This is a genomic window from Planococcus salinus (assembly GCF_003719725.1).
GTDB classification, from domain to species: Bacteria; Bacillota; Bacilli; order Bacillales_A; family Planococcaceae; genus Planococcus; species Planococcus salinus.
In genome coordinates this window covers 368,851-386,022 of the sequence record NZ_RIAX01000002.1, presented here as the reverse complement: position 1 = coordinate 386,022, position 17,172 = coordinate 368,851, and the positions used below count along the sequence as shown (strand labels likewise).

21 protein-coding genes are annotated in these 17,172 nt (G+C 45.7%); 17 read left to right on the top strand and 4 right to left on the bottom strand.

Translation table 11 applies throughout. From position 1 onward, the window contains the following. Window positions 1–94 precede the first annotated feature (94 nt). Window positions 95–1,162 (top strand): CAP domain-containing protein, encoded by a 1,068-nt coding sequence (locus EEX84_RS04560; RefSeq protein ID WP_123164400.1) that lies wholly within the window; start codon window positions 95–97, stop codon window positions 1,160–1,162. Window positions 1,163–1,164: 2 nt separating this feature from the next. On the opposite strand, the gene EEX84_RS04555 is transcribed toward EEX84_RS04560, so the two are convergent. Then, window positions 1,165–1,650, bottom strand: a complete 486-nt coding sequence (locus EEX84_RS04555) for a PaaI family thioesterase (protein ID WP_240033912.1) — start codon at window positions 1,648–1,650, stop codon at window positions 1,165–1,167. A gap of 74 nt (window positions 1,651–1,724) precedes the next feature. Between EEX84_RS04555 and EEX84_RS04550 the strand changes: the two genes are divergently transcribed. Beyond that, the gene (locus EEX84_RS04550) at window positions 1,725–2,171 is read left to right on the top strand and encodes a YlbF/YmcA family competence regulator (RefSeq protein WP_123164398.1); all 447 of its coding nucleotides are present in this window, start codon (window positions 1,725–1,727) and stop codon (window positions 2,169–2,171) included. 132 nt (window positions 2,172–2,303) lie between these two features. On the opposite strand, the gene EEX84_RS04545 is transcribed toward EEX84_RS04550, so the two are convergent. Then, a complete protein-coding gene (locus EEX84_RS04545) occupies window positions 2,304–3,215 on the bottom strand; it encodes a glycerophosphodiester phosphodiesterase family protein (RefSeq protein WP_123164397.1) in 912 nt (303 codons plus the stop codon). A 191-nt stretch (window positions 3,216–3,406) separates the two neighbouring features. Between EEX84_RS04545 and EEX84_RS04540 the strand changes: the two genes are divergently transcribed. Beyond that, window positions 3,407–3,679 (top strand): YlbG family protein, encoded by a 273-nt coding sequence (locus tag EEX84_RS04540; RefSeq protein ID WP_123164396.1) that lies wholly within the window; start codon window positions 3,407–3,409, stop codon window positions 3,677–3,679. Here EEX84_RS04540 and EEX84_RS04535 read toward each other — a convergent pair whose 3' ends face one another. Beyond that, complete coding sequence (locus tag EEX84_RS04535; protein ID WP_123164395.1) at window positions 3,680–4,060, bottom strand: DUF7147 family protein; 381 nt, start codon at window positions 4,058–4,060, stop codon at window positions 3,680–3,682. It abuts the gene before it with no gap. Window positions 4,061–4,141: 81 nt separating this feature from the next. Here EEX84_RS04535 and rsmD point away from each other — a divergent pair, with 81 nt between their 5' ends. The 3 genes from rsmD to EEX84_RS04520 are packed head-to-tail and all read left to right on the top strand — an operon-like array spanning window position 4,142 to window position 6,272. Continuing rightward, window positions 4,142–4,717, top strand: coding sequence for a 16S rRNA (guanine(966)-N(2))-methyltransferase RsmD (rsmD, locus tag EEX84_RS04530; RefSeq protein ID WP_123164394.1), 576 nt, complete (start codon window positions 4,142–4,144; stop codon window positions 4,715–4,717). Beyond that, window positions 4,710–5,189 (top strand): pantetheine-phosphate adenylyltransferase, encoded by a 480-nt coding sequence (coaD, locus tag EEX84_RS04525; RefSeq protein ID WP_123164393.1) that lies wholly within the window; start codon window positions 4,710–4,712, stop codon window positions 5,187–5,189. The genes rsmD and coaD overlap by 8 nt, the downstream gene beginning before the upstream one ends. 57 nt (window positions 5,190–5,246) lie before the next feature. After that, complete coding sequence (locus EEX84_RS04520; protein WP_123164392.1) at window positions 5,247–6,272, top strand: SepM family pheromone-processing serine protease; 1,026 nt, start codon at window positions 5,247–5,249, stop codon at window positions 6,270–6,272. On the opposite strand, the gene EEX84_RS04515 is transcribed toward EEX84_RS04520, so the two are convergent. Continuing rightward, entirely contained in the window at window positions 6,245–7,447 is a 1,203-nt protein-coding gene (locus tag EEX84_RS04515) for a nucleotidyltransferase (protein WP_123164391.1), read from the bottom strand. The genes EEX84_RS04520 and EEX84_RS04515 overlap by 28 nt on opposite strands. A 127-nt stretch (window positions 7,448–7,574) precedes the next feature. Here EEX84_RS04515 and EEX84_RS04510 point away from each other — a divergent pair, with 127 nt between their 5' ends. From EEX84_RS04510 to rsmH, 11 genes are all read left to right on the top strand, one after another. Beyond that, window positions 7,575–8,108 carry a YceD family protein gene (locus EEX84_RS04510; RefSeq protein WP_123164390.1) on the top strand — a complete coding sequence of 178 codons (534 nt, stop codon included), beginning with the start codon at window positions 7,575–7,577 and terminating at the stop codon, window positions 8,106–8,108. A 24-nt stretch (window positions 8,109–8,132) separates the two neighbouring features. After that, on the top strand, window positions 8,133–8,306 hold the full coding sequence (gene rpmF, locus EEX84_RS04505) for a 50S ribosomal protein L32 (protein WP_123164389.1): 174 nt from the start codon (window positions 8,133–8,135) through the stop codon (window positions 8,304–8,306). Window positions 8,307–8,385: 79 nt separating this feature from the next. Next, window positions 8,386–9,138 carry an enoyl-CoA hydratase/isomerase family protein gene (locus EEX84_RS04500; protein WP_123164388.1) on the top strand — a complete coding sequence of 251 codons (753 nt, stop codon included), beginning with the start codon at window positions 8,386–8,388 and terminating at the stop codon, window positions 9,136–9,138. A 153-nt stretch (window positions 9,139–9,291) separates the two neighbouring features. Further along, on the top strand, window positions 9,292–10,641 hold the full coding sequence (locus tag EEX84_RS04495; protein ID WP_123164387.1) for an acetyl-CoA carboxylase biotin carboxylase subunit: 1,350 nt from the start codon (window positions 9,292–9,294) through the stop codon (window positions 10,639–10,641). Next, entirely contained in the window at window positions 10,638–10,853 is a 216-nt protein-coding gene (locus EEX84_RS04490; RefSeq protein ID WP_123164386.1) for a biotin/lipoyl-containing protein, read from the top strand. The genes EEX84_RS04495 and EEX84_RS04490 overlap by 4 nt, the downstream gene beginning before the upstream one ends. Before the next feature lie 30 nt (window positions 10,854–10,883). Further along, the gene (locus tag EEX84_RS04485) at window positions 10,884–12,434 is read left to right on the top strand and encodes an acyl-CoA carboxylase subunit beta (RefSeq protein ID WP_123164385.1); all 1,551 of its coding nucleotides are present in this window, start codon (window positions 10,884–10,886) and stop codon (window positions 12,432–12,434) included. 87 nt (window positions 12,435–12,521) lie between these two features. Next, a complete protein-coding gene (locus EEX84_RS04480) occupies window positions 12,522–13,379 on the top strand; it encodes a ketopantoate reductase family protein (protein ID WP_123164384.1) in 858 nt (285 codons plus the stop codon). A gap of 3 nt (window positions 13,380–13,382) precedes the next feature. Beyond that, entirely contained in the window at window positions 13,383–13,763 is a 381-nt protein-coding gene (locus tag EEX84_RS04475; RefSeq protein ID WP_123164383.1) for a DUF3397 family protein, read from the top strand. 248 nt (window positions 13,764–14,011) lie between these two features. Then, window positions 14,012–15,631, top strand: a complete 1,620-nt coding sequence (gene bshC, locus EEX84_RS04470; RefSeq protein ID WP_123164382.1) for a bacillithiol biosynthesis cysteine-adding enzyme BshC — start codon at window positions 14,012–14,014, stop codon at window positions 15,629–15,631. 148 nt (window positions 15,632–15,779) lie between these two features. Next, the gene (gene mraZ / locus EEX84_RS04465) at window positions 15,780–16,211 is read left to right on the top strand and encodes a division/cell wall cluster transcriptional repressor MraZ (RefSeq protein WP_123164381.1); all 432 of its coding nucleotides are present in this window, start codon (window positions 15,780–15,782) and stop codon (window positions 16,209–16,211) included. A 21-nt stretch (window positions 16,212–16,232) separates the two neighbouring features. Further along, complete coding sequence (rsmH, locus tag EEX84_RS04460; protein ID WP_123164380.1) at window positions 16,233–17,171, top strand: 16S rRNA (cytosine(1402)-N(4))-methyltransferase RsmH; 939 nt, start codon at window positions 16,233–16,235, stop codon at window positions 17,169–17,171. Window position 17,172: the final 1 nt, after the last annotated feature.

Here is a 17,172-nt window from a genome sequence, read left to right as displayed (position 1 = left end):
AGATCAATTCAGCGGTTGTTGCAATGGCAAGATTGTGTCAGAATGCAGCCGGCTGTTATAATTGCATAAAGCCGACTGAATAGGAGCTGTTCGATTGAAAAACTTATTGCGAATCATGATCATTCTGTCGATCATCCTGGTTGTGTTCTTTTATGTGGATACGTCCATCAACGAGAACGATACATTGGAAGCTCCAAGAACCGTTGATCCACTGCCACTGCCGGAAATAAACGAATCCCCGTTGGATGTTGAAAGGCCAAGTGAGGGACTGTCCACATATATTGGAAAATCAACGGAAAAGTGGTTGGAGGATTACGGTATGCCTGAAAGAATCGAACCTTCCGCTTTTGGCTATGAGTGGTGGGTCTATAATCAGTCGTTCGCCAACTTCATCATGGTGGGCACCACTGAAGGAGAAGTGGTGCAGGTGTATACAGCGGGAACGGCCTCTAATACCGCACCTTACACCATTGGTCAGACACTTGATGAACTTTATCGTTTCACTATCATTGAGAACGAAGTGACGGTCAAATACGGTACCAATACGTACACATTCAATCTGGGTCCAGAAGATGTAAGCAGCCGGATTTTAGTCGGGTTTGAAGATGTCTTTGCGCAGCTGTATGTTGATGAAGAAGATAAGGTTTTGGAAGCTGTCCGATTTACCGATGCTGAAACCCTTATCAGGCACCAACCTTACGACATGATGTATTCGGGTGAATTACTGCCGAAAGTCACTCCATCTTCCAGTCTCCAACAGGCAATAGATGAAGCCAATGCCAGACAGATCATCGACCTGACCAATGTCTACCGTCTGCATCATCAGAGAAAGCCGTTGGCTGTCAACCAGGGAGCCAATGTGTTGGCAAAGGAACATAGTCAATTGATGGCAAGGCAAAATTTCTCTTCTGGTGAAGAGCTGGAAGTGAAAGCTCTGGACCAGCGTCTAACAGATGCTCAAATCAGTTTTGAAGCAGCGGCACAGAACACCGCCACTCAATACTATGATGCTGCAGAAGCGGTGCACGGCTGGATCAATTCTCCCGATCACCGGAAAACCCTGCTGAGCCGTGATTATAACCAAATCGGGGTAGGGGTCTTCGGGAAATATTATACGCAAAGTTTTCTGAAGCAAGAACCGACTGCTGCAGAGCAAAGGTAGAGTCAGCCGAACTTGGGAATGATGAAAAAAGAAGCCGTCGAACTGGCAAGTAATCTACCATCCGGCTCGAGGACATAACCTTCCACAACGATGGTATGTTTTCCTTTTCGCAGGATTTTCGATTCGGCACGCAAAGTTTGTTCTGTTGCCACACTCAAGTAATGGATATTCAAGTTTGTTGTTACAGCGGCGAATCCTTCATCGCATTTGCTGTTTGCCAATGTTCCCATGACCGTATCGAGGAGAGTGGCCAATATTCCGCCATGAGGATTCTTTCCGGTATTATGGATCAGGGGAGTGATTGGCATCTCGATCGTACACCTGTCGTGTTCCAGTTGCCTCTCCATATGCAGAGCGGCCGACAAATACGTCGAGAAGTCGCCTTGCTGCTTTTTCTCCATATTGGCAAGGAAATCCGTAATGACTTGTATATCTTCGTCACTGCCTTTTTGCAGGATGTTCTGCAATAAATTTGTTAAGTGTTCCATCATGCCATTCCTCTCAAAAAGTATTAAAATAAAGTAATATCTGCTATTATTGAACCGTAGAGGAGGAAATCTTTATGATCATGACCTACGAATGGGTTCAAATAACTGACTCTGCAGAAGAGTTAAGCGAAATGATTTTACAATCGGAGCAGGCCGAACAATACAGGGAAGCCTATCGCGCCGTCTATCATGATAAAAATCTTGCAGACGAAATTCAGGCTTTTGCAAGATTGAAAGATCAATACGAAGAAGTCCAAAGGTTCGGCAAATACCATCCGGATTATAAGCGGGTGATGAAGCAGATCCGTGTTGACAAACGCCGGTTGGATTTAAATGAAGCAGTGGCGGCGTTGCGGATTGCTGAAAATGAATTGCAGGATTTGATGGACCAGGTCAGCTTTATTCTTGGACGATCGGTATCTGAATCAGTCAAGATTCCATCGAGCAATCCATTCTTTTCTTCAGACTCGTCCTGCGGAGGAAGCTGTGGTACAGGCGGCAGCTGCTCTTGTTCTGCATAGGAAAAGCGCAGGCGCCTGTATAGCCCCGACAAGCGCTGGAGGACTTGTCAGTGATGGCGTCTTCTGCCATCGCAGACGGCCGTATAAGTCAAAACATAAGAAAATGTGCAAGGTTAATCCCTGCACATTTTTTTATTTGTCTTCAATTTCCGAAACAACTTCAACTGCTATATCCGGGCGATCCGTAATAATCCCTTTTGCGCCTGCAGCAAGCAAGGCACGCATAGCATCGGCTTCGTCAATGGTCCAGTAATGGACAGGAACATTCCGGCTTTCCAAAAACGCTATAAAACGCGGTGAATCGAGACGGAATACAGATGATTTTACCGGTATCTGAAATACGTCAGCCCGTGGCTGATACAGATGACCGAATTGACTCGTAAAGGCTGAGTAGGCTTTTCTCACTTCGTTTTCACCTGCTCCAAGAGCTATGCGATTCTGGGCATACAGGTTAAAACGGTCAATTTGTTCGTCATAGAAACTTGCCACGACGACACGGTCCTGAACTTCCATCGATTCGATCAGACGCCATAATTTTGAGGGAAGCAAACTTCCTTCATACGTTTCCGGAGAATCCTTCATCTCGATATTGACATGCATTTGGGGGAACTTTTCCAACAACTCACGCAATGTTACAATCCGCTCGCCTTTGCCCCGGTATGAATGCTGTCCGTTCAAATCGGTGAAATGATACCCCAGCTCGAAGGACCGCAGTTTCTCAAGTGTCATGTCGGACACTTTCCCCGCTCCATCTGTCGTTCTGTCGAGGTATTCATCATGGAAAACGATGATTTCCTCATCGTTCGTTAAACGAATATCGATTTCAAACCCGTGTACTCCAAGTTCAGCAGATGCAGTAAAGGCAGCCATTGAATTTTCAGGAGCAATGCCAGCGCCTCCCCGGTGTGCCAACACAACCGGCTGATTGTAATTCAGTACTTTTTTAGTCGGCCGGCTCTGCGGGTTCGCTATTGCTTTAGATCCTGCCCATGCAGCAGCTCCCACTGCTACGGCTGTAAGACCTATTTTCGTTTTCTTCCCCATACTGTAAATTGCCCCCTTAAAAAAATTTCTATCGCCATTATAGCGGATTCTGCAGTGGATTGTTAGTCTGCTTTTGAATGGCATTCGCCAGCCGGTTAGAAAAATGGATCTGACGAAACTTGCGCCTATCCCCCAGTTGCGGCTTTTTTCTTTCCTGTGGTATTCTATAAGCTAAGAAAAGAGGGATAATTATGCGTGACCGACAAGGCCTCATTGTTTATGTGCATCATTTAAAACAGGCGAAATCACTTCGCAAATACGGGCATGTTCACTTTATCTCCCGTAAACTGAAGTATGTAGTCCTTTATATGGACCAGGATATGATTGAAAACACAAAAGCAAAGCTCAATAAATTGCCGTATGTCAAGCAAGTGCTGGAATCATACCGTCCATTCATCAAAACCGAATACGAGAATGCCAAGCCGGATAAAGCAAAAGAATACGACTATAAAATCGGGCTGTGATTATTGCATGGGCGGAATATAGTGGTTAAGCCTCAAGATAGCGATTAAGTGATTAAAATATAGAGTTTTGTCTACATAGGCAGAGGAATGTTTGACCGCCATATGAATCGGCAAGTGATCAAGTTCCTTCACAGCCTGTTCAAAAACTTCCAGTCTTTTTGATCCTTCCGGTATGCCTTCACGACAAATATAGATTGGCATGAAATTGCCTTCTTCAGCAGGTTTTAAAGCAGCTGCCAGAGAAAGTACGGTCTTTCCGTCTGCATTTGAAGAAGCAAACACAAAACCGTGCAAAAAACGATGGGAGTTTGTTGAGATCAGTTCACGGAGTTCATAAATATCTCCGTAGCCTTCTCCTATTTCAATGAAACGTTGAATCATTACTTCACGTCCTTTCCACTACTCATTTTAACATCAAGCACTTCCAATGGCATAAGAATTTTAAAAGTAAGAGGCGATAGTATGCGAGTAGTAGCAGGGGCAGCAAAAGGGCTGCCTTTGAAAGCGGTACCGGGCACTACCACAAGGCCGACGACCGATAAAGTAAAAGAATCCATTTTCAATATGATCGGCCCTTTTTTCGATGGCGGCAAGGCCCTTGATTTATTCGCGGGAAGCGGTGGATTGGGGATTGAGGCATTGAGCAGGGGCATCGACACAGTCATCTTTACCGATAAAGACCGAAAAGCAATCGAGACAATCCGGCTTAATCTGGAAAAAACAAAGCTAACCGAGCATGCAGAGGTATACAAAGTAGATGCAGAGCGGGCGATCAGAACCATGAAGAAAAAAGGGATTCGAGCCCGTCTTCTGTTTCTCGATCCCCCTTACCATATGAAGCAGGCTTACGATTTAATGGACAAAGCTGCAGAAAGTGGGATTATGACAGAAGATTCGATTGTCGTGTGCGAGCACGATGCTGAAGTGAAACTTAACGACCGAAGCAGGTTCTACAGCCGTTACAAAAAAGAATCATATGGCAATACAATCATTTCAATTTACCGTTACCAAGGGGAAGAGGGAGAAACCATTGAGTAAAATTGCAGTTGTACCAGGAAGTTTTGACCCGATGACAATCGGACATTTGGATATTGTCAAAAGGGCTTCCAACGTCTTTGACGAAGTAAAAGTGGTAGTGGCGAATAATTCGTCGAAAAAACCGTTGTTTGATGTGCAGGAAAGGATGGCGCTGATCGCAGAGGTGACTCGTGAAATGCCGAACGTGACTGTGGATTCCTTTGGCGGCCTGCTGATTGATTATGCTGTGAAAGTAGAAGCGAATGCCATCATCCGCGGGCTTCGCGCAGTTTCTGACTTTGAATATGAAATGCAAATCACATCAATGAACCGTTTTTTAAATGAAAATATTGAAACCTTGTTCATGGTATCCAACAACCAATACTCGTTTTTAAGTTCCAGCATAGTGAAAGAAGTCGCAAAGTATGGCGGCAATATAAGCGGACTGGTGCCGGAAGCTGTCGAACAGGCGTTAAAGCAGAAATTTCAATAAGCCACGGCATCGTGGCTTTTTGCTTTTAAGCAGGAAAAGGAAAGTGGAGGTGAGGCTATGAAAAACAATAAAGTAATCGTTTTTGTTCTTGTGACCGCATTGGCCATATTTCTGTCGACGTATCAAATGGATGCTTATATATCAAGGCCGGGCGGGGCATATGAGTTGTCACCTTTCGTTGAAGTGCAGGGTGGGGACGAAGACGACGAAGGCACTCTCAGTTTAATGACGATTACCATGATGAATGCCACGCCCAGTCTGTATCTGTTCTCGATGTTCCAGGACGGCTACAAGATACTTCAGCCTGAACAAGTGCGCAGCCCTCACGAAAGTGAGGAAGAATACAATGTGCGTCAATTGAAATTGATGTCTGATTCGCAGGTAAATGCGTTAAAAGTCGCATTTGAGAAGGCCGAAATGCCATATGAACTGAACAATAACGGTGTCTTTGTGCTGAATGTGCTGGAAGGGGGAGCGGCTGAAGATGTGCTTCAGCCTGGAGACCGGGTCGTATCGATCGACCAGCAGGAGTTCAGTGATATGCAGGAATTTGTCAATTATCTTTCTGGCAAAGAAGCGGGCGAGCAAGTGGAAGTCGTGTTTGAACGGGAAGACAGGGAAATCACAGAAACCATCGAGCTTTCCCCACTGCCTTTGGAACCGGAACGAGCAGGTTTGGGCATTTCGTTCGTAGAAGATAAAAACATTACGACAGAACCCGATGTAACCATCAATTCGGAGCAAATTGGCGGTCCTTCTGCAGGCCTGATGTTTACATTGGAAATTCTTAATCAATTGCTGGAGGAAGATATAACAAAAGGATATGATATTGCCGGTACGGGCACCATGGAAAGCAACGGAGAAGTGGGACGCATCGGCGGCATCGACCAGAAAGTGATTGCCGCCGATACGGAAGACATCGAAATTTTCTTTGCCCCTGATGATCTGACAGAAGGGACCACTGAAAGCAATTATGAACTGGCCGTTGAAACCGCAGAGAACATTGATACAGAGATGGAAATTGTGCCTGTCAAAACAATAGATGACGCACTGGATTATTTGGAGTCCCTGTCACCAAAGTAAAAAGGCGGTGTGGTATATTCTTTTTTCAACTGCTCTGTTCCAAGGCCCAGTAAATACATCGTGCTTGCATGAACATCGAGCATTCCCATCGTGTCCGTCAAGTCGGCGGCACGGCTGATAACGGGAAGCCCGATGTTCTTTTTTTGAAGACGCAAATAGTTCCTGCCTGCTCCCGACATGCCGAGGAGCCGCAAATAGGCAGGTGCCTGGTAAGACCGAAGCTGTTCCCAAGTAAAGCCGGTATAGATATGCGTCAGCATCCGCTGCAGGCGTGTACGGGTGTACCGCTTGGATTTGATCAGCCCGATAAAATCGTCAAATGTGGGGGCTTTTTTAGCCGCTTCGTAAAGCAGGTTTTCAATTCCTTCCGTCACTTCTGCGAATTGGCGGATGTTTTCCGGCTGTTCTCTCAAGATAGCGTACCGCAGCAAAGGATAAAATTGTTGCCAGCTGCCGAAAGTACGGCATTGCTGCAGGGCTTTTAAAGATGACGGCGGCATATAAGGCGATAATCCGTCTACAGAGCCGCCTTCAAAAAGAACTTTGCGGATGCCGGTGGCGCTCGCTATCGACACCCCTTGTGTGACAGGATCATGATAATTGGCGCCGATGCGCTGGATGGTCAACGGTTTCATCGTGGAACCGCTTTTTTTAGCAGCCTCTATATAATGGAAGCCCAGGATATTATTTGGCTGCGTCAAATCAGCAAACTCTTCATTTTTCCCTCTCAGTGAAGCGTAGGCCCTATTCAGAGCCTGAGGGTAGCTGATACCGGTTTGAACAGCTTCACGGATCTTTTCCTCATACTCAACGGAATGTTCTTTCAACAACTGATAAGAGCGCAAAAACGGTTCAATCTCTCCTTGCTCACTGCCGAAACAAAAAGATTCACAGCCAATGGCATCGAGCAATGCCATTGCGCCTTTTGCAAAATCGGTGGCTTGGGCTGTAGCATAGACATACGGAAGTTCAATAACAAGGTCGATGCCACCAGCCAGCGCCATTTCCGTTCTCGCCCATTTATCCACAAACGCCGGCTCGCCGCGTTGAAGAAATTGGCCGCTCATGACAGCAATGACCACGTCCGCTCCGGATTTTCTTTTAGCCTCCCTCGCATGGTGAAGATGGCCGTTATGGAATGGATTGTATTCGACGACGATGCCTGTTGCTTTCAATCAGATCACCTCTCTGGTAGAATTAGTTTTCAGTATACAGATACTCGGAACAGTGTGACAAGATTTTATCTTGACATCTTTTTCCTCACATTATATAATCAACTTTGTTGTCTTGAGGTGATTACTTATGAAAATTGCAATCCAACAGCTTCAGAAACATCGCAAAGACGGAATGCCAATTGACGATACCGTGCAATTGGATGCAGTGAAACAACGGAATAGCGATATTCGGGATATTTCACCGATTCACGTCACAGGACATTGTACGATTGGTTCACAACAGTTAACGTGCCAGCTTAATCTCAAAGGCCATCTCATTTTGCCTTGTGCACGAACTTGGGAAGATGTTGAATTTCCGATAAACATCGATTCGGTTGAAATTTTCGACTGGTCTGAAACAGTCCAGGAAGGCATGCATGATAATATTCATCCGGTGACGACTGAAACAATTGATTTTCAGCCGGTTCTGGAAGAGTTGATCTTGCTTGAAATCCCGATGCAGGTATTTAAGGAAGACGCCGATCAAGCCGTTATCAAAGGCGGCAAAGACTGGTCATATTCAACAGATGAGCAAGTGGAAGCTGAGAAAGAAGAAGCACAACCAAAAACGGATCCAAGACTTGCTGATTTAGCCAAGTATTTTGATCAGTCAGATGAATAGAATCATTGTAAGGAGGTGTCACCAATGGCTGTACCGTTCAGAAGAACATCCAAAACCGCTAAAAGACAACGCCGTACTCATTTCAAGTTGTCCGTACCTGGTATGGTAACTTGCCCAAGCTGTGGCGAAATGAAATTGGCTCACCGCGTCTGTAAAGAATGCGGAACATACAAAGGGAAAGAAGTAGTAAGCAAGTAAAACAGTATTTGCTGCTGAAAGGCTATTGAGAGGCCATGGCTCTCGGTAGCCTTTTTCTCTATACATAAGGAGTGTTTTGATGTCCTATCACATTGAATCAGCCGATGGAGTGATGACATTCACCATCGATCGGCCCCATATCCGAAATGCTGTAAATGACGAAATTATCGATGGGATGGAAGAGTTGGTCCGCTCTGCCGGAAAATCTGAAGTCCGACTGGTCATCGTGACTGCTGCGGGAGATCAGGCCTTTTGTTCTGGAGGGGATTTATCTGTTTTTCATGCCTTACGGACGGAAGAAGAAGCGTACCCAATGCTCAAACGGATGAGTCAGGCCCTGTATGCATTGAAAACACTGCCTATTCCTGTTATTGCCCTGGTCAATGGCACTGCTGTCGGGGGAGGTTGTGAAATTGCAACAGCCTGCGATTACCGCCTGGTGAAAGCTCATGCCAAATGCGGTTTTGTCCAAGGCAATCTGGTTATAACGAGCGGTTGGGGTGGAGGCACCTACCTGTTCGAAGCTTTGCAGCATGACCATGCACTTCAAATGCTGGGAGAAGCAAGGCTCTACACAGCCGATGAGCTGGAAACGAATGGATGGGCCACCAAAGTGATCCGGTCGCCAAAAGACATCGACGTTTTTTTGTCTCAAATGAAAAAAGTGAGACCTGAAGTGCATCGCGCATACAAAGAGATGGCTATCCGCAAATGGAAAGAAACCAATTTGGAAGGCCGCGTGGAAGAGGAAGTGCGCCGTTGCGCTCAGTTGTGGGCAGAAGATGCCCACCATGAAGCGGTGGATAAATTTTTGAATAAAACGAACCAATGAGGTTTCCGATTACGGAAGCCTTTTTTCTTTTGTCCATGTGGATGAAAACGTTCCAAAAAAGAGTGGAAGAATTATTTTCATGAATAGTTGAAATCGCTTACAAAATTCGTATATGCTAGGAGAGGGAGAATAAACACAGGGGGTATTTCATACATGAAAAAAATCCTGATTGCGAACCGGGGCGAAATTGCACGTCGTATTATACGGACATGCAAGCGCCTCGGTATCGATACAGTTGCCATTCACTCCGAGGCTGATGGGGATCTGCCTTATGTCAGTGAAGCAACTGAAGCGGTACTGATCGGACCGGGTCCGGTCATGCAGTCTTATTTACAGATGGACAAGATTATCGAAGCAGCTAAAAATCGTCAGGTCGAAGCGATTCATCCGGGCTATGGACTGTTGTCCGAAAATGCCGAGTTCGCCCGGAAAGTTACTGAAGCGGGAATGATATTCATCGGCCCCCACAACAGCATCATTGAAAAGATGGGGGACAAAATCGCGTCGCGCAAAACGATGATCGAAGCAGGTGTGCCGGTCGTGCCGGGCACAGAAGAAGGAGTTGCCACGCTGGAACAGGCCTTATCTGCTGCAGGACAAATCGGCTATCCGGTTATGCTGAAAGCAAGTGCTGGTGGCGGAGGAATCGGGATGATCCGGTGCGAAGATGAACAAGCGCTCAATCAACAATTCGAGTCTGTAAAAAACAGAGCCAAGTCGTATTTCGGTGACGATGTCGTTTTTCTGGAAAAATTCATAGCAGATGCCCGTCATATTGAAGTTCAAATTTTCGGGGACCAGCATGGGAATATTGTCCATCTGTACGAACGAAATTGCTCTGTGCAGCGGCGCAACCAAAAAGTCATCGAAGAATCGCCGTCTCCAAATTTACCGGAACAAGCAAGAAAGCGTTTATGCGACGCAGCGGTAAAAGCAGCGGAAGCAGTGAAATACACAAACGCCGGAACTGTTGAATTCATCGTAGACCATAATCATGATTTTTATTTTTTGGAAATGAACACACGACTGCAAGTTGAACATCCCGTCAGTGAGGAAGTGACAGGGGTCGATTTAGTGGAGTGGCAATTGGCTGTCGCCAACGGCAAAGAGTTGCCGCCGCAGGAAGCGATCATTTCCAATGGCCATGCGATCGAATTCCGGATCTATGCGGAAGATCCGAAAACTTTCTTTCCTTCCCCCGGCACGCTTGAACAAATCAGGTGGGGCGAAGAAGCGCGCATTGAATCAGGATATGAGCAAGGCAATAAAATAACACCGTTCTATGATCCGTTGATTGCAAAAGTGATCATAAAAGGAAAAGATCGAAACGAGGCATTAAGCAAATCCATGGACTTTTTCGCTCATGCTGAAATAGCGGGAGTGAAAACGAATATTCCGATGTTCCGGGAATTTCTGGAGACTGAAGAGTTTGTAACGGGAGAATACGAGACAGCTGTGTTGTCGAATTGGTTAAACCATGACAAGGAGGAGAAAGCGAAATGAAAGAATTGAAAGCATCAATGGCAGGAACTGTTTTGAATATATTGGCAGCAGAAGGGGACGCAGTCAGTGCTGGACAGGCTGTCATCACCATCGAATCAATGAAAATGGAAATTCCGATCGAAGCGGAATTCGGCGGTACCGTGGACAAAGTCCATATTGAAGTTGGCGGTTTTGTGAACGAAGGGGACACACTGATTACACTTAGTGAGTGATTTCAGATTGAAGCAAAGGGGGTAGCTGAAATGACAAGAACGAGTGAAACGACAGGCTATAATGAACGGTTGGAACAAAAGCTCAAGGCGATTTTTGCAGGAGGGCAGCAGAAATACCATGAAAAGATGAAAGAAAGCAATAAATTGTTTGTCCGGGATCGCTTAAGACTGTTGTTTGATGACGGAACATACTCAGAAGATGGCCGGTTTGCCAATGTCGAAGCAGGAGATTTGCCTGCGGACGGCGTAGTCACAGCAATCGGCAAAATCAATGGGCAGACGGTTTGTGTCATGGCGAATGATTCAACAGTCAAAGCCGGCTCCTGGGGTTCACGGACGGTGGAGAAGATTATCCGTATCCAGGAGACGGCTGAGAAACTGCAGGTTCCCATGCTGTACTTAGTGGATTCTGCAGGAGCACGGATAACGGATCAGTTGGACATGTTCCCGAACAGAAGAGGGGCAGGCCGCATCTTCCATAACCAGGTGCGGATGTCCGGCATGGTTCCGCAAGTCTGTCTGCTGTTCGGTCCATCTGCTGCAGGAGGCGCATACATTCCGGCATTTTGTGATATCGTCATTATGGTTGAAGGTAACGCGTCGATGTATTTAGGTTCACCAAGGATGGCTGAAAAAGTGATTGGTGAAAAAGTGACATTGGAAGAAATGGGTGGGGCCCGAATGCATTGTTCAGTCAGCGGTGTGGGCGATGTACTTGTGTCATCAGAGCAGGAAGCGATAGCCGAAGCCCGGCGTTACTTGACGAATTTTCCGGCGAATTTCGCCATGAAACCGGAAAAACTGGAAGGCAAAGCGGCAAAAGCAGGCCGTGCGTTGGAAGAAATCATTCCTGAAAATCAGAATGCACCATTTGATATGTACGAATTGATCGACCAGCTGATCGATGAAGGCAGTTTTTTCGATATAAAGAAACTGTTTGCTCCTGAGCTGATTACCGGCCTGGCACGGATTGACGGCCAAGTCGTCGGAATTTTGGCCAACCAGCCGAAAGTGAAAGGCGGTGTCCTGTTCGGTGATTCTGCCGACAAAGGTGCCAAATTCATCAATCTGTGCAATGCATTCTCAATTCCGCTGCTGTTTCTCGCGGATGTTCCCGGTTTCATGATTGGAACAAAAGTGGAACGTGCCGGCATTATCCGTCACGGAGCCAAATTCATCGCTGCAATGAGTTCTGCGACCGTGCCAAAGATTTCTGTAATTGTGCGGAAAGCATATGGAGCAGGGTTGTATGCAATGGCCGGGCCGGCATTTGAACCCGACATCTGCATCGCACTGCCGACAGCGCAAATCGCAGTAATGGGTCCCGAAGCTGCGGTCAATGCCGTTTATTCGAATAAGATCGAAGCCATTGAAGATCCGAAAGAACGCCTTCAGTACGTGCAGCAGAAACATCAGGAATACAAAGAGGAAATCGACATCTACCGGTTGGCCTCGGAATTGATTGTTGATGAAATCGTGGCACCGCACGACTTAAGGGAAGTACTGATTCAACGCTTTTCTTTCTATGAGTCGAAAGATTTGCCATTACCATATCGAAAACACGGAGTTTTTCCCGTATAATGAATAATAGCCTTGAAGTCTGCTTTCCATGGCAGGCTTCTTTTTTGTGAACAGTGGATTCATGCAGTAGGAAAAGGAGGGGAGAGCGTGAAAGTTACAGTCGTCGGAGCAGGAGCTGTAGGCATGTTGACAGCCTGTTTGTTGGAACAGACCGGTGCTGAAACGCTGCTGGTGACAAGACGTGACGAGCAGGCTAAAACAATCAACGCACAAGGCATAAAAAAAGAAGATGTGGTTTGCAAAGTGAAGGCAACGGCAAATTGGAACGACATCGACCCTGATTCATTTATCCTGCTGGCAGTGAAGCATAGCCAATTGGATGAGGTGATGAGTTTGTTGGAAACAGGATTTTTATCAAATCCCATCGTATTTCTCCAAAACGGTATGCTGCATGTTGAGCCGGCAAAAAACTTGCCGCAGGAACACATAGCTGTCGGCAGTGTTGAGCACGGTGCCTTGAAGCTCAGTGACTGTGAGGTGCGGCACACTGGAAAAGGAACCATAAAATTCGCTTTGCTGAAAGGCGACGAAAACAGATTCTGTCCTCTTCTGGAGACGGAGGGGTTTCCTTGCAGCTGGCATGGGGAAGCAGACAGCCTGCTGTTCAGGAAAGTTTTACTGAACAGCCTGATCAACCCATTGACAGCACTCATGTCCATTAAAAATGGGGAGTTGCTGACGAATCCGTACGCATATGAGCTGTTGAAAAATCTGTATAAAGAATTAGGGGCCGCTTTTCCGGAAATGGAAGTTCTGCTGCCATTTGAAGAAGTTGCTGCGTTGTGTGCATCCACTGCTCAAAACACGTCTTCGATGCTGGCCGATAAGAAAGCCGGGCGAAGATTGGAGCTGGATACCATTGTTCTGTACACATTGCAGCGTTCACCGGTGGAATTGCCCTTATTGCAAGGACTGTATCATCTATTAAAATCAGCTGAGGTTTAAACTATGATTATTATACATTCTATTGGAACTATTTTTATCTTTTGGCCGTTCCTGGCGTTTTTGCTGGTCTGGCTTTCTTCCAGAAAAAGGATGGGGTGGAAAGCTGTTGGTATATCCGCTGATGTCACCACTTTTTTGCTGTTTTTTTCAGTTCCCATGTCGATACAAACGCTGTGGGGATATGCTGCTTCGGGCATAATTTATTTTATAGCCATTATAATCGGCATCGTCTATCTCATCATAGAATGGAAACGTTCGAAGGAAATTATTATTATGCAGTATTTACGGAAGTTATGGCGCACGTATTTTTTGATTTTGTCGCTGGCCTACGCTGCAGTTTGGCTGATCGGCATGGTGATGAAAGTGCAGGAGTATTTCCGGTAACTGGCCTTGATTGGGTTTGACTGCCACGGTTGACGGCTTTCAGATTTCCTGTTCTCCAGAATCTGATTCATCCCCTCGAACGCTTTACTTATGGATAATAGCAAAAGGAGCTGTTGCCCCAAGTTTTTCAGTGCTTATCGGGGCATTGACAGATAAACGCTGTTCTTTTTCCGAGCATATTTTTTTTCGTGATGTGCCGGGTCTGATATAGTAAGTGGGAATGTATAGGGAAAAGGGGACATTTTTTCATGAGGTTAGAGGAACGATACTTAGCACCTGCCAGTAACATAATGACTGATTACATAAATGGCGAAAAAACAATTCGTCATTATTTTTCGTATGAGCCGTCGGATAAAGAGTTCGCCAGGCGGTATGATATTTTGAAGCAACATGAAGTGGACAGAGAAAAAGTGAGCAGCATCATCCGCAACTACATGGGACAACGGGAAATCACAGAAGCAGCCGAAGCGAACCTGAAAGCATTTGAAAAAGGGGCACCGGTTGTGGTGACTGGACAGCAGGCAGGTCTGTTGACGGGACCTCTTTACACGGTTCATAAAGCGATTTCTGTTGTTGTCCTGGCCAAGCAGGCTTCTGAACAACTGAAAGCTGACGTCGTGCCGGTTTTTTGGATTGCCGGAGAAGACCATGACTTAGCTGAAATAAGCCACTTGTATCGTGAAGTTGATGGCCGGATAGACAAGATGAATGTCCCCCATAGAAAATACGGAAAGCATTCTGCTTCAACGGCAGTATTGGACAAAGAAGAGGTTGGTACATATTTGGAAGAGTATTTCCGCAGTTTGCCGGAAACTGACCATACAAAAAAATTACATGCCGTGGTTTTTGATTTTTTGGACAAGGCCAAAACTTTTACCGACTTCTTTGCCGAATTCCTGAATTTCTTCTTCAAAAAAGAAGGACTTCTTTATATCGATGCAGCAAATCCTCAACTTAGAAAGTATGAATCTCCTTATTTTGTGAAGATGATCAATCGGTCGAAAGAAATTGCGGAGACTGTCGTATCAACAGAACAGGCTTTGGTAAAGGATGGTTACAGTGCAGCGATGGAAGCAGATCGGAACGCTGCCAATTTGTTTGTCACTGTAAAAGGAGAACGTGTTTTGCTTCAGCGTGACGGCCAGAACTTTACCGGGAACCAGGGCGCTGTGAAGCTTACGAAAGAAGAATTGCTAGAAGTGGCCAAAACATCACCGGAATTATTGAGCAACAATGTGGTCACGAGGCCTGTCATGCAGGAAATGGTATTTCCTGTGCTGGCTTTTGTAGGTGGTCCGGGTGAGATTGCTTACTGGGCTGCATTAAAAAACACTTTTCAGCTGTTTGACATGGAGATGCCTGTAGTCATGCCTCGTCTTGGCATGACGATCGTCAACCGCCAAATACAGACGCTTCTGCAGAAATACCGTTTGACGTTCCCGGATATAGTGGAACAGAAAAAATTGGTTGACTTACGGAATGTTCTGTTCGAATCGATCCGGGAAAAGGAAGCGGAATCGCTGGTCGAAAACCTCGAGCAAATACTGGTCAGAGAATACGAAGAAATAAAACAGAAGTTCTCCTCTGTCAGTGGAGGATTGACTCCGTTGGTTGAGAAGAATCTGGAAATACATTTAAAGCAATTGAGATTTTTGAAGGACAAGCTGGAAGACGAAGTCATACTGCAAAACAGTGTCCAGTTTACCCACTTCAATATGATTGAAAACGAACTCTTCCCCAATGGAAGTTTGCAGGAACGCATCTACAGCCCGATTCCTTATATGAACCATTATGGATTGGACATGGTGCAGGACTTGCTGGAGTTGTCGTATCAATATGACAAAAATCACAAAATTATCTGGTTCTGAGTGAAAAAAGTCTGCCGCGGCAGGCTTTCTTTTTGTCTCAAGAAGTATCCGTGAGATTTTTTCTGTAACATGGGTGAAATATTTTAAAAACAAGTGGTGAGAAGTGGGGGATTGTGGTACATTAAGTACAATAAGTGGGGTGAAGGGAATGTTCATGGGCGAATATCAACATAGCGTTGATGCAAAGGGACGGCTAATCGTACCTGCAAAATTTCGTGAACATCTTGGGCAGAATTTTGTAATCACCCGAGGCCTGGATCAATGCTTATTTGGCTATACGCTGGACGAATGGGGAAAGATTGAAGAAAAGCTGAAAGAACTGCCAGTCACAAAGAAAGACGCACGGGCTTTTACGCGATTTTTCTTTTCCGGTGCCACCGAAGTGGAATTAGATAAACAGGGACGCATCAACATTCCATCCACATTGGTTTCTTACGCGAAATTAGAAAAAGAATGTGTCATTCTGGGCGTCTCCAACCGTTTTGAAATTTGGGCTAAAGACGCATGGGAACAATATTTTACTGATTCGGAAGAATCCTTCAACGATATAGCAGAGAATTTAGTTGATTTTGATTTTTAAAAATTGAATGGAGGGAATGGATTGTTCAATCACACTACGGTTTTATTGAAAGAAACTGTCGATGGGCTGAACATTCGTCCTGACGGTGTTTATGTCGATTGCACTCTTGGAGGCGCAGGGCATAGCGAGTATTTGGTTCAGCAACTTTCGGACCAGGGTCATCTGTATTGTTTTGACCAGGACGCAACGGCGATTGAGCATGCCAAGAAAAAGTTGCAGAACTACATACATAGAATTACTTTTATTCACTCAAACTTTAAATTCCTCAAAGAAGAATTGGAAAGTCGCGGTTTGCAGAAAGTTGATGGCATCTTTTATGATCTGGGTGTTTCATCTCCCCAACTTGATACCCCCGAAAGAGGGTTTAGCTACCATAACGATGCACCTCTGGATATGAGGATGGATCAATCACAGAGCTTGAGTGCGTACCAAGTCGTCAATGAATGGGCTTTTGAAGATTTGGTCAGGATTTTTTATCGGTATGGAGAAGAGAAATTTTCCAAGCAGATTGCACGCAAAATTGAAGCGGCAAGAGAAAAGCAACCGATTGAAACAACTGGACAATTAGTGGAGTGCATTAAAGAAGGAATTCCGGCTTTCGCCAGAAGAAAAGGCGGCCATCCGGCCAAACGTATATTTCAGGCTATTCGAATTGCCGTAAATGACGAGCTGGGAGCTGCGGAGACATCACTGCAGGACGCAATCGGTTTATTGGCTGTCGGTGGAAGAATCAGCGTCATCACTTTTCATTCCCTGGAAGACCGCCTGTGCAAAACGATTTTCAAAGAAGCTTCATCGCTTCCCGAACTTCCGCCTAATCTGCCCGTCATTCCCTCAGGAATGGAACCGGTGCTGAAATTGATTACAAGAAAGCCTATTCTTCCATCAGAAGAAGAGCTGGAGCATAATAACCGCTCGCGATCGGCAAAGTTGCGTATTGCAGAAAAAATAAGAGAGTAAG